This window comes from Streptomyces sp. NPDC088747 (genome assembly GCF_044751025.1).
In the GTDB taxonomy this organism is placed as follows: Bacteria; Actinomycetota; Actinomycetes; order Streptomycetales; family Streptomycetaceae; genus Streptomyces.
Map to the genome: position 1 here is coordinate 178,422 of NZ_JBIVKZ010000020.1, position 20,128 is coordinate 198,549.

Sequence of the window (20,128 nt, forward strand, 5' to 3'; positions counted from 1 at the left end):
CATGAGCGTGAGCGGGAGCGGAGACGGTCAGGAAAGACCCCACTGGTTCGACGACGAGGCCGGACCGGTGGTCCGTCCGTACGCCATGACACGCGGCCGCACCACCAGTCCGGCCCAACACCGCCTCGACCTGATCGCGGTCGTCGTGGCGGAGTCGTACGCCGACGATCCGGAGGCGGACCAGTCGCTGTCCCCGGAACACGTGGACATCGTCGAACTCTGCCGCGACGCCCCTCAGTCGGTCGCCGAACTCGCCGCCGAACTCGACCTTCCCGTCGGGGTGGTACGGGTCCTCATCGGGGACCTCGTGGAGGAGGAGATGGTCCACGTGACACGTCCCGTACCCCCCGCCGAGCTGCCGGACGAGAGTATTCTGCGCGATGTGATCAACGGCCTCCGGGCGCTCTGAGCAGGGCGGAAGCGGGGAACAGACGTGACAGGCTGGCAGTTCTGGGTCGACCGAGGCGGCACCTTCACCGACATCGTCGCGCGGCGCCCCGACGGCAGCCTCCTCACCCACAAACTGCTGTCCGACAACCCCGCCAGATACACCGACGCGGCGGTCGCCGGGGTACGGGAGCTCCTCGAGGAGGGCGCGGAGATCGACGCCGTCCGGATGGGCACCACCGTCGCCACCAACGCCCTGCTCGAACGCAAGGGCGAGCGAACTCTCCTCGTCATCACCCGAGGCTTCCGCGACGCCCTGCGCATCGCCTACCAGAACCGCCCACGCATCTTCGCCCGCGCGATCGAACTGCCGGAACTGCTGTACGAGCGGGTCGTCGAGGTAGACGAACGGATCGCCGCGGACGGTACCGTCCTGCGCGCCCCCGACCTGGACACCCTCGCGGGCGCCCTCCAGGAGGCGTACGACTCCGGGATCCGCGCCGTGGCCGTCGTCTGCATGCACAGCCACCTCCACCCGGCCCACGAAAAGGCGGTCGGTGAGCTGGCTGCCCGCACCGGCTTCCCGCAGATCTCGCTCTCCAGCGAGGTCAGCCCGCTGATGAGGCTCGTCCCGCGCGGAGACACCGCCGTGGTCGACGCCTACCTGTCGCCCGTGCTGCGCCGCTACGTCCAGCACGTCGCCGACGAACTCCAGGGCGTCCGCCTGATGTTCATGCAGTCCAACGGAGGTCTCGCCGAAGCCGGCCAGTTCCGCGGCAAGGACGCCGTCCTGTCCGGGCCGGCGGGCGGCATCGTCGGCATGGCCCGGATGTCGCAGCTCGCCGGCTTCGACCGCGTCATCGGCTTCGACATGGGCGGCACCTCCACGGACGTGTCGCACTTCGCCGGGGAGTACGAGCGGGTCTTCACCACCCGGCTCGCCGGGGTCCGGCTGCGCTCGCCGATGCTGGACATCCACACCGTCGCCGCGGGCGGCGGCTCCCTGCTCCACTTCGACGGCTCCCGCTACCGCGTGGGCCCTGATTCGGCCGGCGCCGAGCCCGGCCCCGCCTGCTACCGCGGCGGCGGCCCGCTCACCGTCACCGACGCCAACGTCGCCCTCGGCAGGATCCAGCCGGCCCACTTCCCGCGCGTGTTCGGCCCGGACGGCGACCAGCCGCTCGACGACGCGATCGTCCGTGACCGCTTCGCCGCGCTCGCCGACGAGATCCGTGAGCGGACCGGAGACGACCGCACCCCCGAGCAGGTCGCCGAGGGCTTCCTCCAGATCGCCGTGGCCAACATCGCCAACGCCGTCAAGCGGATCTCGGTCCAGAAGGGCCACGACATCACCCGGTACGCGCTGACCACCTTCGGCGGCGCCGGCGGCCAGCACGCGTGCATGGTCGCGGACTCGCTCGGCATCCGCACCGTCCTCGTGCCGCCCATGGCCGGTGTGCTGTCCGCCCTCGGAATCGGACTCGCCGACACGACGGCCATGCGCGAACAGTCCGTGGAGATGCCCCTGGAGGCCTCCACGATGCCCGCCGTCCTGAAGACCGCGGACGACCTGGAGGGCGCGGCCCGCGCCGAACTCCTCGCTGAGGAGGTGCCCGAGGGCCGCATCCGGATCACCCGGCGGGCCCAACTCCGCTACGACGGCACGGACACGGCTCTCACCGTCGAGCTCACCGAGCCCGGCACCATGACCCACGCCTTCGAAGAACGCCATCGCGCCACCTACTCCTTCACCCTCGACCGTCCGGTCGTCGTGGAAGCCCTCTCCGTGGAAGCCACCGGTCTCACCGAACCCCCCGATCTCTCCGCCCTCGCCGTCCTCGAAAACCCCTCCGCCGAACCGGAGACGGCCGCCCTCCACACCGGCGGCGCCTGGCGCGACGTACCCCTGCACCGCCGCGCGGAACTCCCGCCCGGCCAAACGGTCACCGGGCCCGCGGTCATCACCGAGGCCGGCTCGACGACCGTCGTCGACGACGGCTGGCGGGCCGCGACGACCGGCGACGGGCATCTGGTCATGGAACGCGCGGCGATTACGCAGAGTTCCGAAATCGGTACGGAAGCGGACCCCGTTCTCCTTGAGGTCTTCAACAACCTCTTCATGTCGATCGCCGAGCAGATGGGCGCCCGCCTGGAGTCCACCGCCCAGTCGGTCAACATCAAGGAGCGGCTGGACTTCTCCTGCGCCCTCTTCGCCCCCGACGGCAGCCTGGTGGCCAACGCCCCGCACATCCCCGTGCACCTCGGCTCGATGGGCACCAGCGTCAAGGAGGTCATCGGGCGGCGCGGTGACGGGATGCGCCCGGGAGACACCTACGCCGTCAACGACCCCTACCACGGCGGCACCCACCTCCCCGACGTCACCGTGATCACCCCGGTGTTCGACACGGAGAGTGAGCGGATTCTGTTCTACGTCGCCTCGCGCGGCCACCACGCCGAGATCGGCGGCATCGCGCCGGGCTCCATGCCTGCGAACAGCCGCACCATCGACGAGGAGGGCATCCTCTTCGACAACTGGCTGCTCGCCGAGAACGGCCGATTCCGCGAGAACGAGACCCTGGCCCTGCTCACCGAGGCGCCCCATCCCTCGCGCAATCCGCGGACCAACCTCGCCGACCTGCGCGCCCAGATCGCCGCCAACCAGAAGGGCGCCGACGAGGTCGCCCGCATGATCGACAACTTCGGCCTCGACGTCGTACAGGCGTACATGAAGCACGTCCAGGACAACGCGGAGGAAGCGGTACGGCGGGTGATCGACACTCTGCCGGACGGCGAGTTCGCCTACGAGACCGACTCCGGGGCCGTCATCCGGGTCCGCGTCGGCGTGGACCGTGCCAAGCGCGCCGCCACCATCGACTTCACCGGTACGTCCGCGCAGCTCGGCACCAACTTCAACGCGCCCTTCGCGGTGGTCAACGCCGCTGTCCTGTACGTGTTCCGCACCCTGGTCGACGACGACATCCCGCTCAACGACGGCTGTCTGCGCCCGCTGGACATCGTGGTGCCGTCGGGCTCGATGCTCTCGCCCGAGAGGCCCGCCGCCGTCGTCGCGGGCAACGTCGAGACGTCCCAGGCGATCACCGGAGCCCTGTACGGCGCGCTGGGCGTGCAGGCCGAGGGATCCGGCACCATGAACAACGTCACCTTCGGCAACGAGCGGCACCAGTACTACGAGACCGTGGCCTCCGGTTCCGGCGCGGGCGACGGCTTCCCCGGCGCGTCCGCCGTCCAGACCCACATGACCAACTCACGGCTCACCGACCCCGAGGTACTGGAGTGGCGGCTGCCGGTACGGCTCGACGAGTTCGCCGTCCGCCGCGGAAGCGGTGGCGCCGGGCGCTGGAGCGGCGGGGACGGCGTGGTACGCCGTATCCGGTTCCAGGAGCCCATGACCGTGTCCACGCTCTCCCAGCACCGCCGGGTGCCGCCCTACGGCATGGCGGGCGGCGAGACCGGCGCGCTCGGTGCCAACCGGGTGGAGCGCGCCGACGGAACGGTCACCGAACTTGGCGGAAGTGACACGACGGACGTCGGCCCCGGCGACGTACTCGTCATCGAAACCCCCGGCGGCGGTGGCTACGGCCCACCGCCGCTCGACCCCCCATCAAGCAGGAGAAGAGACCGATGATCTTCGGGCGTTCTGAGCGCGGCAAGCCTCCGGTCGAGCCCGTCACCCTCAAGATCCTCGTGGCCGGTGGATTCGGCGCGGGCAAGACGACCCTCGTCGGCGCGGTCAGCGAGATCAAGCCACTGCGTACCGAGGAGGTGCTCACCGAGGCGGGCCGCCCCGTCGACGACACCAGCGGTGTGGAGGGCAAGCACACCACCACCGTCGCCATGGACTTCGGCCGCATCACCCTCCGCGAGGACCTGGTCCTCTACCTCTTCGGAACGCCGGGGCAGAACCGCTTCTGGTTCCTGTGGGACGAGCTCGCCACCGGTTCGCTCGGTGCCGTCGTGCTCGCCGACACCCGACGCCTGGAGGACTGCTTCGCGGCCGTCGACTACTTCGAACGGCGCGCCATACCCTTCGTCGTCGGCGTCAACTGCTTCGAGGGCGCCGCCCAGTACCCCGCCGAAACCGTCCGCCAGGCCCTCGACCTCGACCCCGACGTGCCCGTCGTCCTCTGCGACGCGAGGGACCGGGACTCCGCCAAGGAGGTCCTCATCGGCGTCGTCGAGCACGCCATGGCGTCCGCTTCCGGCCGGCGTCAGCCCGTCACGACCTGACCCCCGGCAACCGGGCACCGCCGGCCGCCCACAGGCACGGCCCGTACCCCCGCCGACCGGGGTACGGGCCGTGGTCGTGCACGCGCGCGTGGCCCACGGGAAACGCACGCGCGCGTGGAGCCCTGTTTCAGCTCGGGTCGTCCTCGTGCCAGCCGAAGCTCTTCTCCACCGCCTTGCGCCAGTTGTGGTACTCGCGGTCACGCACCGAGGCCTCCATGGAGGGCGTCCACTCGACGTCCTTGCGCCAGTGCGACTTCAGCTCGTCGAGGTCGTTCCACACGCCGGTCGCGAGTCCGGCCGCGTAGGCGGCGCCCAGACACGTCGTCTCGGAGACCTTCGGGCGGATCACCGGCACCCCTAGGACATCCGCCTGGTGCTGCATCAGCAGACCGTTCCTGGTCATGCCGCCGTCGACCTTCAGGGTGGTGATCCGCACCCCGGAGTCCTGGTACATCGCGTCGACCACCTCACGCGTCTGCCAGCTCGTCGCCTCCAGGACCGCGCGGGCCAGGTGCGCCTTCGTGACGTACCGCGTGAGCCCGGTGACCACACCCCGCGCGTCGGAGCGCCAGTAGGGCGCGAACAGGCCGGAGAACGCGGGCACGATGTACGCGCCGCCGTTGTCGTCGACGCTCGCCGCCAGTGTCTCGATCTCGTCGGCGTCCCGGATGATGCCGAGCTGGTCGCGGAACCACTGCACCAACGCGCCGGTGATCGCGATCGATCCCTCGAGGCAGTAGACCGGCGCCTCGGATCCGATCTTGTACCCCATGGTCGTCAGCAGCCCGTTCTTCGAGGGAACGGGCCGGTTCCCAGTGTTGAGCAGCAGGAAACTGCCGGTGCCGTACGTGTTCTTCGCCGTACCCACGTCGTAGCAGGCCTGCCCGAACACCGCGGCCTGCTGGTCGCCCAGCGCCGACGCGACGGGAACCCCCGCGAGCTGGCCCACCGCCGTGCCGTACACCTCCGCCGACGACCTGATCTCGGGGAGGATCGACTCGGGGATGTTCATCGCGGAGAGGATGGACCGGTCCCACTGGAGTGTCTCCAGGTTCATGAGCATGGTGCGACCGGCGTTGGTGACGTCCGTGACGTGCCGCCCGCCGTCCGTTCCGCCGGTCAGGTTCCAGATCAGCCAGGAGTCGATGGTGCCGAAGGCGATCTCACCGCGTTCGGCACGCGCGCGCAGCCCCGGCACGTTGTCGAGGAGCCAGGCGGCCTTGGGCCCGGAGAAGTAGCTGGCCAGCGGAAGCCCGGTCTGTTCGCGGAACCGGTCCTGCCCGTCCGTGCCGCCGAGTCGGCCGCAGAGGGCGGACGTACGGGTGTCCTGCCAGACGATCGCGTTGTGCACGGGTTTGCCGGTGGCGCGGTCCCAGAGGACCGTCGTCTCACGCTGGTTGGTGATCCCGAGGGCGCTCAACTGGTCCGCGCGCAGCCCCGCTTTGGCGATCGCACCGGCGACCACCGCCTGCACCTTCGACCAGATCTCGGTGGCGTCGTGCTCCACCCAGCCGGGCTTGGGGAAGATCTGGCGGTGTTCGCGCTGGTCGACGGCGACGATCGCTCCGCCGTGGTCGAAGACGATGCAGCGGCTGGAGGTGGTGCCCTGGTCGATTGCGGCGACGTACTTCTCGGCATGGTCCGTCATGACGTCCCCTTCGTCAGAATGCTGCGTTGTAGATCAGGGCCCCGATGACGGCGCCGACGATCGGTCCTGCCACCGGGACCCAGGAGTAACCCCACTCCGAGGTGCCCTTGTTGGGAATCGGCAGCAGTGCGTGCGTGAGCCGCGGCCCCAGGTCGCGGGCCGGGTTGATGGCGTACCCCGTGGGGCCGCCGAGCGAGAGGCCGATGCCGACGACGAGGAGGGCGATGAGCAGGACGGGCAGGCCCGCGTCCCCGATGCCCGCCACATGCTTGTCGCCGCCGACCATGGCGAGAATGGGCAGCATCAGGGCGACGGTCGCGATGATCTCGGTGATCAGGTTCTGCACCGGGTTGTTGATCTCGGGCCGGGTCGAGAAGATCCCGAGGGTCTCGATCGACTCCTCCTCCTCGGCGTTGAGGTTGAACTGGCCGAGGTAGAGCAGCCAGCACAGCACGGCGCCGATGATGGCTCCGGCGAACTGTCCGAGGACGTAGAAGGGCACGTCCTCCCACTTCGTGGAGCCCTCGACGGCGAACCCGACGGTGACCGCCGGGTTGAGATGGCCGCCCGAGAGCGGCGCGGCGGTGTACGCGCCGGCGAGCACGCCGAAGCCCCAACCGAAAGCGATGACCACCCATCCCGCGCCCCGCGCCTTGGACCCTTTGAGGGTGACCGCGGCGCACACGCCCGCGCCGAACAGGATCAGAATGGCGGTGCCGATGAACTCGCCCACAAAGATGTCCGCGTTGCTCATGGCGGCTCCTAGGCCTGGCCCGGGGCGATCGGCTCCGGACCACCGTGCGGGATGCGTTACCCACGTTTCCCATGGCTGTTTCAGCCGAGGGCAAGGAGGTCCCGTTCCCCGCCCGGTATCCGTGATGAGCGTGCCGTCGCAGTGGGATCGCCGTGGGGATGGCCCAGGTCACAGGTCGCAGACCCGAGCGCCGCGGTGCGTGAAGACGCCTGAATGCGGCGATACCGACTGACACCCGGAAGTGTTCACCGGCGTCCAGAGGCCGTCAAGGTCGAGGACAGCAACGGTTGGAGGCGTGCCGGGGACGGTACCGGGGGACCGGTCCTGGCCGAAAATGGTCGGCTGCGGGCGGTTGGCGTTCGCTTGGGGCGGTGCGTTTCCGTGCGTTCTCGGCCGGGTGCCGGGTGCCGGGTGCCGGGTGCCGTTGAGCGGGCAGCGGGCAGCGGGCAGCGGGCAGCGGGGAGCCGGGGGCTGTCGCCGTACGGCCGACAAGTCGGGGAATCGACTTGTCAGTTCGTCAGTCGGTCGCTCCCGGCGCGGTCGACCCATCCGAACCCGGCATCAGGCGGCGCCGCCCCCGTCCCACGACGGATCTCATGGCCCGGCAGTCCCGCTCGCCCCAGCACCCAACTCGCCCCGCTCAGAGCCTTCGCGGCCTGCTTCAGCGGTGCCAGGCAGGCGGCGGCCTGTCGGTGGTCGCTCACGCTGCCGGGTACGCATACCACCGTGGCCAGCGACAGTGTGATCGTCCGGCCGCCGACCGTCCAGGGTGTGTCGAGCACCGAGACGGCCAGCGGATCGAGAGTGTCCGGGTCCGCGAGGACCAGGAAGTCGTCCCCGCCGATGTGCCCCACCCGTGTCCCCCCGTACGCCGCGTGCTGGAGAGCCTGGCCCACAGCCCGGATCAGATCGTCGCCCGCCGCGAACCCCGCCCCGTCGTTGACCTGTTTGAAGTGATCGACGTCCAGCCAGCTCAGCGCGAACATCCTGCCGTCCGCGATCCGCCGGTCCACCTCGTCCGTGATGGCGTCCGAACCGGGCAGCCGCGTCAGCGGATTGAGCCTCGCGGCCTCCTCGACCCGGCTCTCGGACAGGGCCCGGACGAGATCCGCCAGACGTACGACGCCCACGCACCGCCCGTACCGGTCGACGACCGCGACATCGTCGGACGTGCGGTCCCGGTCCCCGTCCGCCACCACGTCGAGGACCTCCCAGGCGGTGGCGTCGACCCCGACCGTACGAGGCGGATCGCCGAGCTTCGCGGCCGGTCTGTCGGCGTACAGCGCGTGCCCGTAGCGTCCCGACATCGACAGCAGGAACCGGGACCGGTGCACCGACCGGACCGGAACCCCCGAGTCGTCCACGAGTAGCACCCCGGACACGTCGGACGATCCGGTGAGCAGCGCCCGCACCTGCCCCGCGGAGGCCGTGGCGGGCAGCAGCGCGGCGGGCCGCACGAACTGGCGTACGGGCGGACCCGACCGAGGCGTCTCGAAGGCACCGGGGGAGAGGGCCGGAACGTATACCTCCGTCGCGGGCAGCCGTGCGGGCGGTGCGAACAGATCGCCCTGGGCCAGTTGGGCGCCCGCCGACACCGCCGCGGCGCACTGGGACTCGGTCTCCACCCCCTCGACGGACAGCAGCGCGCCCAACTCCTCGCACAGCGTCCGCATGGCCCGTACCGCCGCGGGCCGGGAGAGCAGGGACGCATCGAGTTTCATCAGCTCGGGCGCGAGATCGGTGAGCAGCCGCAGGGGTACGTCACCGTCGCCCACCCCGTCCGCGCAGATCCGGAAACCCTCGCCGCGCAATGCGGAAACCGCGTCCAGGAGGGCGTGTTGCGGCACGTGTGTGTACGGCGGGCCGACATCGACCGTCACCTCCCACGGCCGGCGTCCGGTCTCGCGCACCGCGTCACGCAGTGCCGCGAGCCCGCCGAGGTCGGCAAGGGTCCCGGCGAACACGTTGACGTGCAGTGGCAGCAGGGTCTCCTTGCGGGCCGCCGCACGGATCGCCAACGCGGCCAGCCGACCGTCGAGTTCGGGGTCCCGGCGGGCCTGCGCCAGGATGTCACCGGCTTCCGGGCGGGCGAGTATCTCCAGAGCGGCGACTCCTCCGGTCGTCAGATTGACGACCGGTTGAAAGGCGAAGCGGAGCGTATCCGACAAGGAGGGCACAGCAGCATAATGGCGCCCCCGGCGCACACCCAGGCGCGATTCACGCGCTGTTCACGCGGGAATTCCAGCTCGTCACAGTGGGTACGGGCGCGGACGGGGTCACCGCACGGCGACGACCGACGAACCGTGCCCGAACAGCCCCTGGTTCGCTGTGATCCCCACCCGGGCCCCCGCGACCTGCCGGTCACCGGCGGTGCCCCGCAGCTGCCAGGTCAACTCGCACACCTGGGCGATGGCCTGCGCGGGAACCGCCTCCCCGAAGGAGGCGAGACCGCCGCTCACGTTCACCGGTATGCGCCCGCCCAGCGCCGTGGCACCCTCCCGCAGCAGCTTCGCGGCGCCGCCCTCCGCGCACAGCCCCAGGTCCTCGTACCACTGCAGCTCCAGGGCGGTGGACAGGTCGTACACCTCGGCGAGGGAGAGGTCCTCGGGGCCGATGCCCGCCTCCTCGTACGCCGCCCGCGCGATGGACGTACGGAAGGTGCCGGCCGCGGGCTCCACCGCGGCCGCCGAGTCCGTGGCGATGTCCGGAAGATCGAGCACGGTGTTGGGATAGCGGGGCGTCACCGTGGACACGGCGCGGATCCGCACGGGATCCGCGACGCCGTGGCGCCGCGCGAAGGCCATGCTGGACAGCACGACGGCCGCGCCGCCGTCGGAGGTGGCACAGATGTCGAGCAGCCGCAGCGGGTCGGCGACGACAGCGGAGTCGGCCACCTCCTCGGCGGTGACCCTCTTCCGGTACCTGGCGTTCGGATTCAGCACCCCCAATGCGGCGTTCTTCACCTTGACCTGTGCGAAGTCCTCAAGGGTGTCCCCGTGGACGGCCATCCGCCGCCGCGCGTACAGCCCGAAGTACGTCGGATTGGTCGCCCCCAGGACGCGGAACCTCAGCCAGTCCGGATCGTCCGGCCGGTCTCCGCCCGCCGGGCGGAAGAACCCCTTGGGCGCCGCATCGGCGCCCACCACGAGGACGACCTCCGCGAGACCTGAAAGTATCTGCGCCCGCGCCGTGTTGACGGCCTGCGCCCCCGAAGCGCACGCCGCGTAAACACTCGCGACCCGCGCGCCCTGCCAGCCGAGCGCCTTCGCGAACGTCGCCCCGGCCACATACCCTGGATAGCCGCCGCGCACGGTGTCCGCGCCCACGATCGAGCCGATGTCCCGCCACTCCAGACCGGCGTCGGCGAGCGCCGCGCGCGCCGCCGCCACCCCGTACTCGACGAAGCCGCGCCCCCACTTTCCCCATGGGTGCATGCCCGCGCCGAGCACCGCCACCTCACCGCTCATGCCGTCACCCCCGTACGCCTTGAGCCCCTCACGCCGTCGGCTCCGTCGGCCGCCAACGCCATGTCGTCCACGTCGTCTCCTCGTCCTCGTTCAGCACACCGGGGACGACCTCCACCTCCATGCCCACCGTCAGGTCGGAGGCGGTGATCCCGGGAACCGACTGTCCGAGGACCACGATCCGCTCGCGTTCCAGCTCCACAGCGATCAACGCGTAGGGTTCCCACGAGAGTTCCGGGTCGCTCACATACGGTGACGGAGGCCGGTACCGACTGTCGGTGTAGGACCAGATGGTGCCTCGCCGAGACAACGGCACTTCGGACAGCTCGCCGCCCGCGCAGCCCGGGTTGCGGCAGAAAGCGTCCTCGCGGGGAAAGAAGACCGAGGCGCATGCCGAGCAGTGCGTACCGAGCAGACGGAAGTCGTGGCCCTCTCCGGTGGACCATCCGGCGACCACTGGTGTGCGTGAACGCGACAAGACCCCTCCAGGGCAGTGGATCTGACGGAACGTCAGGAGTGTGCCACGGGCGACGTGAAATGGGCAGGCGTCGAGGAGAACCACAGGGGCGTCCCGGGCGTCGGAGTATCGGTAGGGACGGCCGGGGCCCACGGGGGTGGTTCCGGCCGCTCCTCGCGACCCGGGGCGCACCAACTGCCGTGCCGACAGCGTCGGTCCGTCCACCCTCGACAGGCAGCGAGCACCAAAAGGCCTCCCCTGGGGATGCCCCTCGGGTGATCCGATACAGTCCGCGGCGTGTCAGCATCCGCAACCCCGCACCCACCCGCCGACTTCGCGCCGGACTCGCACTGTTCGAGTTGTGGAGCGCCCTACGAAGACGGCGTCTCCGGCTGGCCCCGCACCTGCGACGTCTGTGCCGCCGTGGCCTACCGCAACCCCCTGCCGGTCGCCGTGGCCATCCAGCCCGTGTACGACGCCGAAGGCACCTCCCTGGTCGTGATCACCCGGACCATCGCCCCCGCGCGCGGGGGCATCGCGCTGCCCGGCGGGTTCATCGACCACCGGGAGGACTGGCGGCACGCCGTCGTGAGGGAACTCAAGGAGGAGACGGGCATCGACGCGGCGGGCCGAGAGGTACGGCTCGCCGACGCGATGAGCTCCCCGGCCGGACACCTGCTGCTCTTCGGACTCCTGCCGGAACGCCCCGCCGCCGAACTTCCGCCGTCCGCCGCCACCGACGAGACAACGGGCTGGCACCTGTTGCGCAGACCGGCCGAACTCGCCTTCCCGCTGCACACCCTGGCGGCGCAGGCCTGGTTCGACGGGCGGTACTGAGCCGGCCCGCCGAAGGCACGTGTCGCGGGCGCTCAGCGAGCCGCTACGGCGTCCTGAGCCCCCGCACCCGCACCGGATACGCCGGCTCGCTCAGCCCGCCCTCACCGTCCCGTCGTACGACGACCTGACGCCCTTCCCAGCGCGCCACATAACGCTCGACCTCCGGCTCGTCCCACCCGTCGCCCGTGTCCGGCACGACGAGTCCGCCCCCGACCCGCCCCCGCGCGGGGGCCCACACCTCAAGCTCCAGTTCGCCGTCGGAACCCCGAACGGGCACCACGGCACCCGCACGCGCCAACACCGGAATCCGTGACAAGGGGGCGTCGATCAGCACCTGGGCCGGCCCTTCGTAGGCCTCCTCGGTCACCGTGTCGTACCAACGCCCTCGCGGCAGCTGCACCGCACGCCGGTCCGCCCCGTGGTCGAGCACCGGCGCCACCAGCAGAGAGTCGCCGAGCAGGAAGGCGTCCTCACAGTCGCGCAGCGCCCGGTCCTCGGGCGTGCCCCACCACACGGGCCGCACATACGGTGCGCCGGTACGGCGGGCCAGATGCGCCAGGGTCATGAAGTACGGGAGCAGCCGCCGCCGTTCGACCAGCGCCACGCGCGCGTGCTCCACGATGTCGTCACCGAACGTCCAAGGCTCCCTGCGCCCCGCCCGCGAACTCGCGTGCGTACGGAACAGCGGCAGATACGCGCCGAGCTGGAACCACCGCAGATACAGCTCGGGCGAAGGACTCCCGTCGAAACCGCCCACGTCGGGCCCCGAGTACGGCACCCCGCACAACCCCAGCCCCAGGACGAGCGACAACGACGCCCGCAGCCCCGGCCAGCCGGTGGCCACATCCCCGGACCAGGTCCCTCCGTAGCGCTGCATTCCCGCCCACCCGGAGCGCGAGAGGATGAACGGCCGCTCCTGAGGCACAAGTTCACGCAGTCCCTCGAAACCGGCCCGCGCCATGCCCAGCGCGTACACGTTGTGCGCCTCCCGGTGATCGCCACCGCGCTCCTCCAGGGAGTGCCGTGCCGAACGCGGCAGCGTCGACTCCCCGAAGGCCGTGAACGACATCGGCTCGTTCATGTCGTGCCAGAACCCGGCGAACCCCTGCGCGAGCCGCTCCTCGTAGAGCCCGCCCCACCACCGCCGCACGCGCGCGTGGGTGAAGTCCGGATAGACCGACTCGCCGGTCCACACGACGCCGCGTACGAGCCGCCCCGAGGCATCGCGGACGAAGGCGTCCTCGGCGACGCCGCTGTCGTACACCCCGTTGCCGCGCTCCGCCCTGACCGCCGCGTTGACGATCGACACCAGCCGGACACCGTCGCGGCGCAGATCCTCCGCGAGCTCCGGCAGCTTCGGGAACTGCTCCCGGTCGACCGTGAACACCTGGTGCGCGTCGTAGTGGTCGATGTCCAGGTGAACGGCGTCGAGCGGAAGCCCGCGCTCCTGGTAACCCGCGACGACCCGACGCACCTCGCGCTCACTCCCGAAACCCCACCGCGCGTGATGGTGCCCCAGCGCCCACGCCGGCGGCAACGCGGGCGCCCCGGTGAGCGAGACCCAGGTGTGCAGCACGCGCGCGGGGGTGCCCACCATCACCCAACAGCGCAGCGGGCCACCGTCCACGCGCAGCTCGCACGACCCGGTCCTGTCGTGCCCGGAGCCGGCACCCTCCTCACCCTCGCGCAACGACACCACGCCGTCCCACGAGGTGTCGTGGAAGACGAGATGCGTCGCCGCGTCGGCGACCACCAACTGCACGGGCATGGTGATGTACAGGGGATCGTCGCCAGGCACGAAGGCCCGCCCGGGATCCGTGTTCCACAGCCGGTACGTCCCCTCGCGCAGCCGGGGACCCGCCGCACGCCCGCCCAGGCCGAAGAACCTCGCGTCGGCGGCCACCTCCGAGCGCTGCATCCAGCGCGCCGTACCACCGTCGACCGGCTCCCACCAACGGGGCGGCAGATCGCGGCGCAGCATCACGCCACCGGGGGTGAGTACCTCGACGGCTCCGTGCCGCGACACGACGACCGTCGCGCGCTCCGCGACCACCCGCCAACCGCCGTCCTTGTCCGGCTCCAGGACGGCCCGCGGGTCCGGCTCCGGGCAACGGCCGGCGAGCGCGTACGACGGCTCGGGTTCCGCCCCGTCCCAACCCCAGAAGACCGCGCCGTTCACCGCGACCATGATCCGCAGCTCGGAGCGGGCGAACCGGACGACTCCACCGCCCGGACCCGGTTCGACGCCTCGCACCGGCCCCGGCACCCGCGCGCGTTCGGCGCCCCGCTGGGGCAGCCCGACGGCATCGGCACGCTTCCTGCGCCAAGCGGCGCGCACGGTACGCAACCCCTGGGCCGCTCCCGCCGAACCGACCACCTTCACCGAACGCACCAGGTCACGACCGTTCATGCTGCTCAGCCTGCCATTGACAGGGCCATAAGTGTGAGTCGTTCAACTGCCGTTCACCCGTGGTCAGAGCAGATCTTCACTTCGGCGACCGAGTGCCACGAACCCTGGTGCCGAATTCGATCACGTGGCATCGTCCATGGCAGCCGCGTGACGCGCACACCCCAGCTCGTGCGCGACAGACGCCCACGACGCGCACAGCCGGGAGCCGCCCCATGACCACCTCCAACCCCACACCGCTCTGGCAGCCCACCGCGGAACGCGTCGGCCGGGCGCGGATCACGAAGTTCCAGTCCTGGGCGGCCGAGCGGCACGGAGCCCCGTCCGAGGGCGGCTACGCGGCACTGCACCGCTGGTCCGTGGACGAACTGGACACCTTCTGGAAAGCCGTCACCGAATGGTTCGACGTACGGTTTTCGACCCCCTACGCGCGCGTGCTCGGCGACCGCTCCATGCCCGGCACGGAGTGGTTCCCCGGGGCCACCCTCAACTACGCCGAACACGCCCTGCGCGCGGCCGACACCCGTTCGGACGAACCAGCGCTCCTGTACGTGGACGAGACCCATGAGCCGACCCCGGTCAGCTGGTCAGAGCTGCGGCGCCAGGTCGGCTCCCTGGCAGCCGAACTGCGCACGCTGGGCGTACGCCCGGGAGACCGGGTCTGCGGCTACGTCCCGAACGTTCCGCAGGCCGTGACCGCCCTCCTCGCGACAGCCGCCGTAGGGGGCGTGTGGACGTCCTGCGCCCCCGACTTCGGCGCCCGCGGCGTCCTCGACCGCTTCCAGCAGGTCGAACCCGTCGTGCTCTTCACGGTCGACGGCTACCGCTATGGAGGCAAGCAGCACGACCGCCGCGACACCGTGGCCGAACTGCGCCGCGAACTGCCGACTCTGCGCGCGGTCGTACACATTCCCCTGCTGGGTTCCGACGCTCCGCAGGGCACTCTGGAATGGTCCGCCCTGACCTCCGCCGACGTGGAACCGGTCTTCGAACAGGTCCCCTTCGACCACCCCTTGTGGGTGCTCTACTCCTCCGGCACGACCGGCCTCCCCAAGGCGATCGTCCAGTCCCAGGGCGGCATCCTCGTCGAACACCTCAAGCAGCTCGGTCTGCACTGCGACCTCGGCCCCGAAGACCGCTTCTTCTGGTACACGTCCACGGGCTGGATGATGTGGAACTTCCTGGTCTCCGGGCTCCTCACGGGCACCACGATCGTCCTGTACGACGGCAGCCCCGGCTACCCCGACACCGGCGCCCAGTGGCGTATCGCCGAACGCACGGAAGCGACACTCTTCGGCACGTCCGCCGCGTACGTCATGGCGTGCCGCAAGGCGGGCGTCCGTCCTTCCCACGACTTCGACCTCGCGCGCGTGCAGTGCGTCGCCACCACCGGCTCGCCCCTGCCGCCGGACGGGTTCCGCTATCTCCACGACGAGGTCCGCGACGACCTGTGGATCGCCTCCGTCAGCGGTGGCACCGACGTGTGCTCCTGCTTCGCCGGCGCCGTACCGACGTTGCCGGTGTACGTCGGAGAACTCCAGGCACCCGGCCTCGGCACCGACCTCCAGTCCTGGGATCCCAGCGGTAAGCCCCTCGTCGACGAGGTCGGTGAACTCGTGGTCACCAACCCGATGCCGTCCATGCCCATCCGCTTCTGGAACGACCCCGACGGCAGCCGCTACCACGACAGCTACTTCGACACCTACCCCGGCGTGTGGCGCCACGGTGACTGGATCACCGTCACCTCGCGCGGCTCCGTCGTCATCCACGGCCGCTCGGACTCCACGCTCAACCGTCAGGGCGTACGCATGGGTTCGGCGGACATCTACGAAGCCGTCGAGCGCCTTCCCGAGATCAAGGAATCGCTCGTCATCGGCATCGAACAACCCGACGGCGGCTACTGGATGCCCCTCTTCGTGCACCTCGCCCCCGGCGCCGCACTCGATGACGCCCTTCTGACCCGCATCAAACAGACCATCCGCGAGCAGCTCTCACCCCGTCATGTTCCGGACGAGGTCATCGAAGTCCCCGGCGTCCCCCACACCCTCACAGGCAAGCGCATCGAGGTCCCGATCAAACGCCTGCTGCAAGGTGCCCCCCTGGAGAAAGCCGTCAACCTCGGCTCCGTGGACAACGTGGAACTGCTGCGCTTCTACGAGGACCTGGCGAAGGACCGCGCCTGACCAGGCCACACGAGCGCCCGGCCCTCGACGACACGTCACCCGCGACGCCAGGAGAGTCCTCACCGGCCGACGTTGTCAGTGCCGCCCGTTACTGTGAGTGAGCATTGATCGACTGCGCACAGGGGGAAACATGGCGCACACCCAGCACCAGACCATGCGACGCGTCCTGCGCCGCGAAATCGCGGGCACCATCGGCCTGTTGACCGACGAGCAGGACTTCACAGCGATGCGGTGCTATCGCACGTTCACCTTCGACGACCACACCACCTACCTCGAACAAGTGGAAGCCCTGCTGAGGACACTCGCCGCGCAGGGCGGCCACACCACGGTGGCGCTCTTCGACCCCGAGGAGTACGCCGAGTTCTGCGCCGACAGCGGCCTGGAGCCCGACGCCCCGTCCAGCCGCACCCGCTTCACAGCCGAACTGGCGTCGACGGGCCCCACTGTCATGTACGAGGGACAGCCCCTCGGCGAACTCGTCCCCGACCTGGTCGACGAGGCCGTCCGCCGGGCGACCTGGGAGTACGCGACCACTGTCCTGGCCCGCATCGGCAACTGCGCCTCCTGCGGCGAGGACATCGGGCGCGCGTCCTTCGCCCGCGCCTCCCACCTGCTCGCCCGCATCCTCGACACTGCGGGATCCGGCGACCTCCATCTCGTGTGCAGCGTCTCGGCAGCGCCCGAAACGCTCGTCGCCGTACTCCGAGCCATCAACGACGCGGGCAGCGTCCACCTCGACGAATCGGAAGCCCTCGAATTCAGCACCGTCCTGGCACTCGGCATCGCCACTCGGAGCGTCGGCGGGCTCGTCATGCGCACCACCGCCCCCGACACGACCGACCGCGTCTACGGATGGCGACTCCGCGGCGAGAACCTGGAACCCCTCACCGCGGCAGAGGTCTTCGACGCCTACTGCACCGACATCGATTCCGGAGACCTGGTCTCGCCCGAATCAGGAGTCGACTACTGCGCGCCGCCGGACCTCGGCGAAAGGGGCGGAATGACGGGTCACACGCACTGAAGCCGAAGGGGCGCCCCACCGGCAGGTGGAGCGCCCCTGGGCACCAGCAGATCGACGTGTTGTCGGGCTACTCGCCGGACAGCACCGCCTGCGCTGCCGTGCGTGCCTCTTCGGCGGTGTCCGCCGCACGTGCGGCGGCAGCGGCACGCTCACACTGCGCCATCGTGTACTTGGCGAGCGTCGCCCGGACGTAGGGAATCGACGCGGCACCCATCGACAGGGAGGTGATCCCCAGACCGGTCAGCACACATGCGAGCAGCGGGTCCGACGCGGCCTCACCGCAGACGCCACAGCTCTTGCCTTCGGCCTTCGCCGCCTCGGCGGACAGCGCGACGAGGTCGAGGAGCGCGGGCTGCCACGGGTCCTGCAGACGCGACACCGCACCCACCTGCCGGTCGGCGGCGAAGGTGTACTGCGCCAGGTCGTTGGTCCCCAGGGACAGGAACTCGACTTCCTGAAGGATCGACCGAGCCCGCAGCGCGGCCGACGGGATCTCGACCATCGCGCCGAACTTCGCCTGGAGCCCGGCCGCACGGCACGCGTCCGCGAAGGCCCTGGCGTCGGTGCGGTCCGCGACCATCGGCGCCATGACCTCGAGGTAGACCGGCAGCCCCTGGGAAGCCTTGGCGAGGGCGGTCAGCTGGGTACGGAGCACATCGGGGTGGTCGAGCAGCGAGCGAAGACCACGCACACCCAGCGCCGGGTTCGGCTCGTCCGCCGGGGTGAGGAAGTCGAGCGGCTTGTCCGCACCCGCGTCCAGCACACGCACCACGACACGGCCCTCGGGAAACGCCTCGAGAACCTGTCGGTACGCCTCTACCTGCTTCTCCTCGGACGGCGCCTGCTTGCTGTCGTCCAGGAAGAGGAACTCGGTCCGGAACAGACCGACACCCTCAGCTCCGGCCTCCAGTGCGGCGGGCACATCGGCCGGGCCGCCGACATTGGCCAGCAGCGGCACCTTGTGCCCGTCCGACGTGGTGCCGGGGCCGCTGGAGGCGGACAGCGCGGCCTTGCGCTGAGCCGCGGAAGCCTCCAACTGGGCCTTCTTCTCGGCGCTCGGTTCCACGAAGATCTCGCCGGTGCTGCCGTCCACGGCGATGACCGTGCCCTCGGTGAGCTCCCCGGCACCGGGCAGCGCGACCACGGCCGGAACGCCGAGTGCCCGCGCCAGGATCGCGCTGTGGCTGGTCGGGCCGCCCTCCTCGGTGACGAACCCGAGCACCAGAGTGGGGTCGAGCAACGCGGTGTCAGCCGGAGCGAGGTCACGAGCGATCAGGACGTACGGCTCGTCGCTGTCCGGGACACCGGGCATGGGCACCCCGAGGAGCCGGGCGACGATGCGGTTCCGTACGTCGTCGAGGTCGGCCACCCGGCCGGCGAGGTATTCGCCGGCTCCGGCCAGAAGCGCACGGTAGGCGGCGAACGCGTCGTAGACCGCGCGCTCGGCCGTGCTGCCGACAGCGATCCGCCGTTCCACATCCGCCATGAGCTCGGGGTCCTCGGCCATCATGGCCTGCGCCTCGAGCACCCCCTGAGCCTCGCCCCCCGCCAGATTGCCGCGCGCAATCAGGTCCGCAGCCACAGCCTCGACGGCCTTGTGGGCACGCCCCTGCTCGCGCTCCGCGTCCTCCGTCGGGATCTGCTTGGCCGGCGGTTCCAGGACGGCCGTTCCCATGTGCCGAACCTCGCCGATCGCCACACCGTGGCTCACGCCGACGCCTCGCAGCGTTGTCTCCATCTCACCCGTCTCCGATAGTGCGGCGGATCGCGCCGCCGCGGTGGTTGTCGTGCTCGTCGGCCACGAGGGCGTAGATGTCACTGCCAGCCGAAGAGCGCGTCTCCGGCCTTGACATCGCCATCCTCGCGGACGTCGGAGAGGGACTCGGCGGTGGCCTCGAGTGCCACGACAGGGCACACGGGGGACTTGCCGGCCGCCTCGACGGCAGCGGGGTTCCAGCGCACGACGGCCTGACCGCGCGTCACGGTGTCCCCCTTGTTGACGAGCAGCTCGAAGCCCTCGCCGTTGAGCTGCACGGTGTCGATACCGAGGTGCGTGAGCACACCATGGCCTTCGCTGTCGACGACGACGAAAGCATGCGGGTGCAGCGAGACGATCACTCCGTCGACGGGAGAGACGGCCTCCGAGGGCTCACGCACGGGGTCGATCGCCATTCCGGGGCCGACCATGGCCCCGGAGAAGACGGGATCCGGAACCGCGGCGAGTCCGATGGCGCGTCCTGCAAGAGGGGACGTCACGGTGGTCATGGGAAGCCTCCCGGGGGTGGAGATATATACGGGCCGTCACTGCCTGTCCCGGACGGCGCACTGCTCAGCAGCGTATGTCATATGAAGTGCAGGTTCCCTGCGAGCGGACCCGGTTGGCGGGCGTCGAGCACAGCGGAATCGATTTGCGCCCGCTCCGGCGCCGCATGTAGAGTCGTACACCTGCTTAGGGCCGGGGGACGCGATCAACTGTCCTCGCCCGGCAGCATCCAACTTGTCAGATCCAATCTCTGGGTCTGGTTCTGCATGTCCGCAGAACCGTGGTCAGAGAGACGAAAATTCACTGATAGTGTTTGGAACACCGAAGGGAAGCGCCCAGAGGAAAGCCCGAGAGTCTCTCGGGTGAGTACAAAGGAAGCGTCCGTTCCTTGAGAACTCAACAGCGTGCCAAAAATCAACGCCAAGTTTGTTGATACCCCGTCTCCGGCCATACGGTCGG

General features: G+C 70.3%; 14 protein-coding genes and 1 pseudogene. 6 read left to right on the forward strand and 9 right to left on the reverse strand.

All coding sequences use genetic code 11. The features are described from left to right. Positions 1–7 precede the first annotated feature (7 nt). The 3 genes and pseudogenes from ACIP79_RS35865 (at position 8) to ACIP79_RS35875 (ending at position 4,635) form a co-directional block, all read left to right on the forward strand. A complete protein-coding gene (locus ACIP79_RS35865) occupies positions 8–409 on the forward strand; it encodes a DUF742 domain-containing protein (RefSeq protein WP_401230385.1) in 402 nt (133 codons plus the stop codon). Between the two features lie 24 nt (positions 410–433). Continuing rightward, positions 434–4,049, forward strand: a pseudogene (locus ACIP79_RS35870) (hydantoinase B/oxoprolinase family protein). Further along, complete coding sequence (locus tag ACIP79_RS35875) at positions 4,030–4,635, forward strand: GTP-binding protein (protein WP_401230388.1); 606 nt, start codon at positions 4,030–4,032, stop codon at positions 4,633–4,635. Before ACIP79_RS35870 ends, ACIP79_RS35875 begins: the two are co-directional and overlap by 20 nt. Before the next feature lie 127 nt (positions 4,636–4,762). Here the strand turns inward: ACIP79_RS35875 and glpK are convergent, their stop codons facing one another. From glpK to ACIP79_RS35900, 5 genes are all read right to left on the reverse strand, one after another. Further along, entirely contained in the window at positions 4,763–6,283 is a 1,521-nt protein-coding gene (gene glpK / locus ACIP79_RS35880; RefSeq protein WP_401230390.1) for a glycerol kinase GlpK, read from the reverse strand. 13 nt (positions 6,284–6,296) lie between these two features. Then, on the reverse strand, positions 6,297–7,037 hold the full coding sequence (locus tag ACIP79_RS35885; RefSeq protein ID WP_401230393.1) for an MIP/aquaporin family protein: 741 nt from the start codon (positions 7,035–7,037) through the stop codon (positions 6,297–6,299). A gap of 509 nt (positions 7,038–7,546) precedes the next feature. Further along, positions 7,547–9,214 (reverse strand): EAL domain-containing protein, encoded by a 1,668-nt coding sequence (locus ACIP79_RS35890; protein ID WP_401230396.1) that lies wholly within the window; start codon positions 9,212–9,214, stop codon positions 7,547–7,549. 99 nt (positions 9,215–9,313) lie between these two features. Next, positions 9,314–10,504, reverse strand: a complete 1,191-nt coding sequence (locus ACIP79_RS35895; protein WP_401230399.1) for a lipid-transfer protein — start codon at positions 10,502–10,504, stop codon at positions 9,314–9,316. A 28-nt stretch (positions 10,505–10,532) separates the two neighbouring features. Continuing rightward, a complete protein-coding gene (locus tag ACIP79_RS35900; protein ID WP_401230435.1) occupies positions 10,533–10,958 on the reverse strand; it encodes a Zn-ribbon domain-containing OB-fold protein in 426 nt (141 codons plus the stop codon). A 297-nt stretch (positions 10,959–11,255) separates the two neighbouring features. Here ACIP79_RS35900 and ACIP79_RS35905 point away from each other — a divergent pair, with 297 nt between their 5' ends. Next, positions 11,256–11,795: an NUDIX domain-containing protein gene (locus ACIP79_RS35905; RefSeq protein WP_383685904.1), complete on the forward strand. Its 540-nt coding sequence runs from the start codon at positions 11,256–11,258 to the stop codon at positions 11,793–11,795. Positions 11,796–11,838: 43 nt separating this feature from the next. On the opposite strand, the gene ACIP79_RS35910 is transcribed toward ACIP79_RS35905, so the two are convergent. After that, the gene (locus tag ACIP79_RS35910; protein WP_401230402.1) at positions 11,839–14,205 is read right to left on the reverse strand and encodes a TIM-barrel domain-containing protein; all 2,367 of its coding nucleotides are present in this window, start codon (positions 14,203–14,205) and stop codon (positions 11,839–11,841) included. Positions 14,206–14,417: 212 nt separating this feature from the next. Between ACIP79_RS35910 and ACIP79_RS35915 the strand changes: the two genes are divergently transcribed. Together ACIP79_RS35915 and ACIP79_RS35920 are read left to right on the forward strand one after the other, a co-directional pair. Continuing rightward, the gene (locus ACIP79_RS35915) at positions 14,418–16,385 is read left to right on the forward strand and encodes an acetoacetate--CoA ligase (RefSeq protein ID WP_401230405.1); all 1,968 of its coding nucleotides are present in this window, start codon (positions 14,418–14,420) and stop codon (positions 16,383–16,385) included. Between the two features lie 130 nt (positions 16,386–16,515). Then, a complete protein-coding gene (locus ACIP79_RS35920) occupies positions 16,516–17,406 on the forward strand; it encodes a hypothetical protein (protein WP_401230408.1) in 891 nt (296 codons plus the stop codon). A gap of 67 nt (positions 17,407–17,473) precedes the next feature. Here the strand turns inward: ACIP79_RS35920 and ptsP are convergent, their stop codons facing one another. The 3 genes from ptsP to ACIP79_RS35935 form a co-directional block, all read right to left on the reverse strand. Beyond that, entirely contained in the window at positions 17,474–19,144 is a 1,671-nt protein-coding gene (gene ptsP / locus ACIP79_RS35925; RefSeq protein ID WP_401230412.1) for a phosphoenolpyruvate--protein phosphotransferase, read from the reverse strand. A gap of 77 nt (positions 19,145–19,221) precedes the next feature. Next, positions 19,222–19,671, reverse strand: a complete 450-nt coding sequence (locus ACIP79_RS35930) for a PTS glucose transporter subunit IIA (RefSeq protein WP_401230415.1) — start codon at positions 19,669–19,671, stop codon at positions 19,222–19,224. Between the two features lie 203 nt (positions 19,672–19,874). Continuing rightward, positions 19,875–20,128, reverse strand: a 254-nt coding sequence (locus ACIP79_RS35935; RefSeq protein ID WP_401230417.1) for a hypothetical protein, incomplete at its 5' end; no start/stop codon positions are given.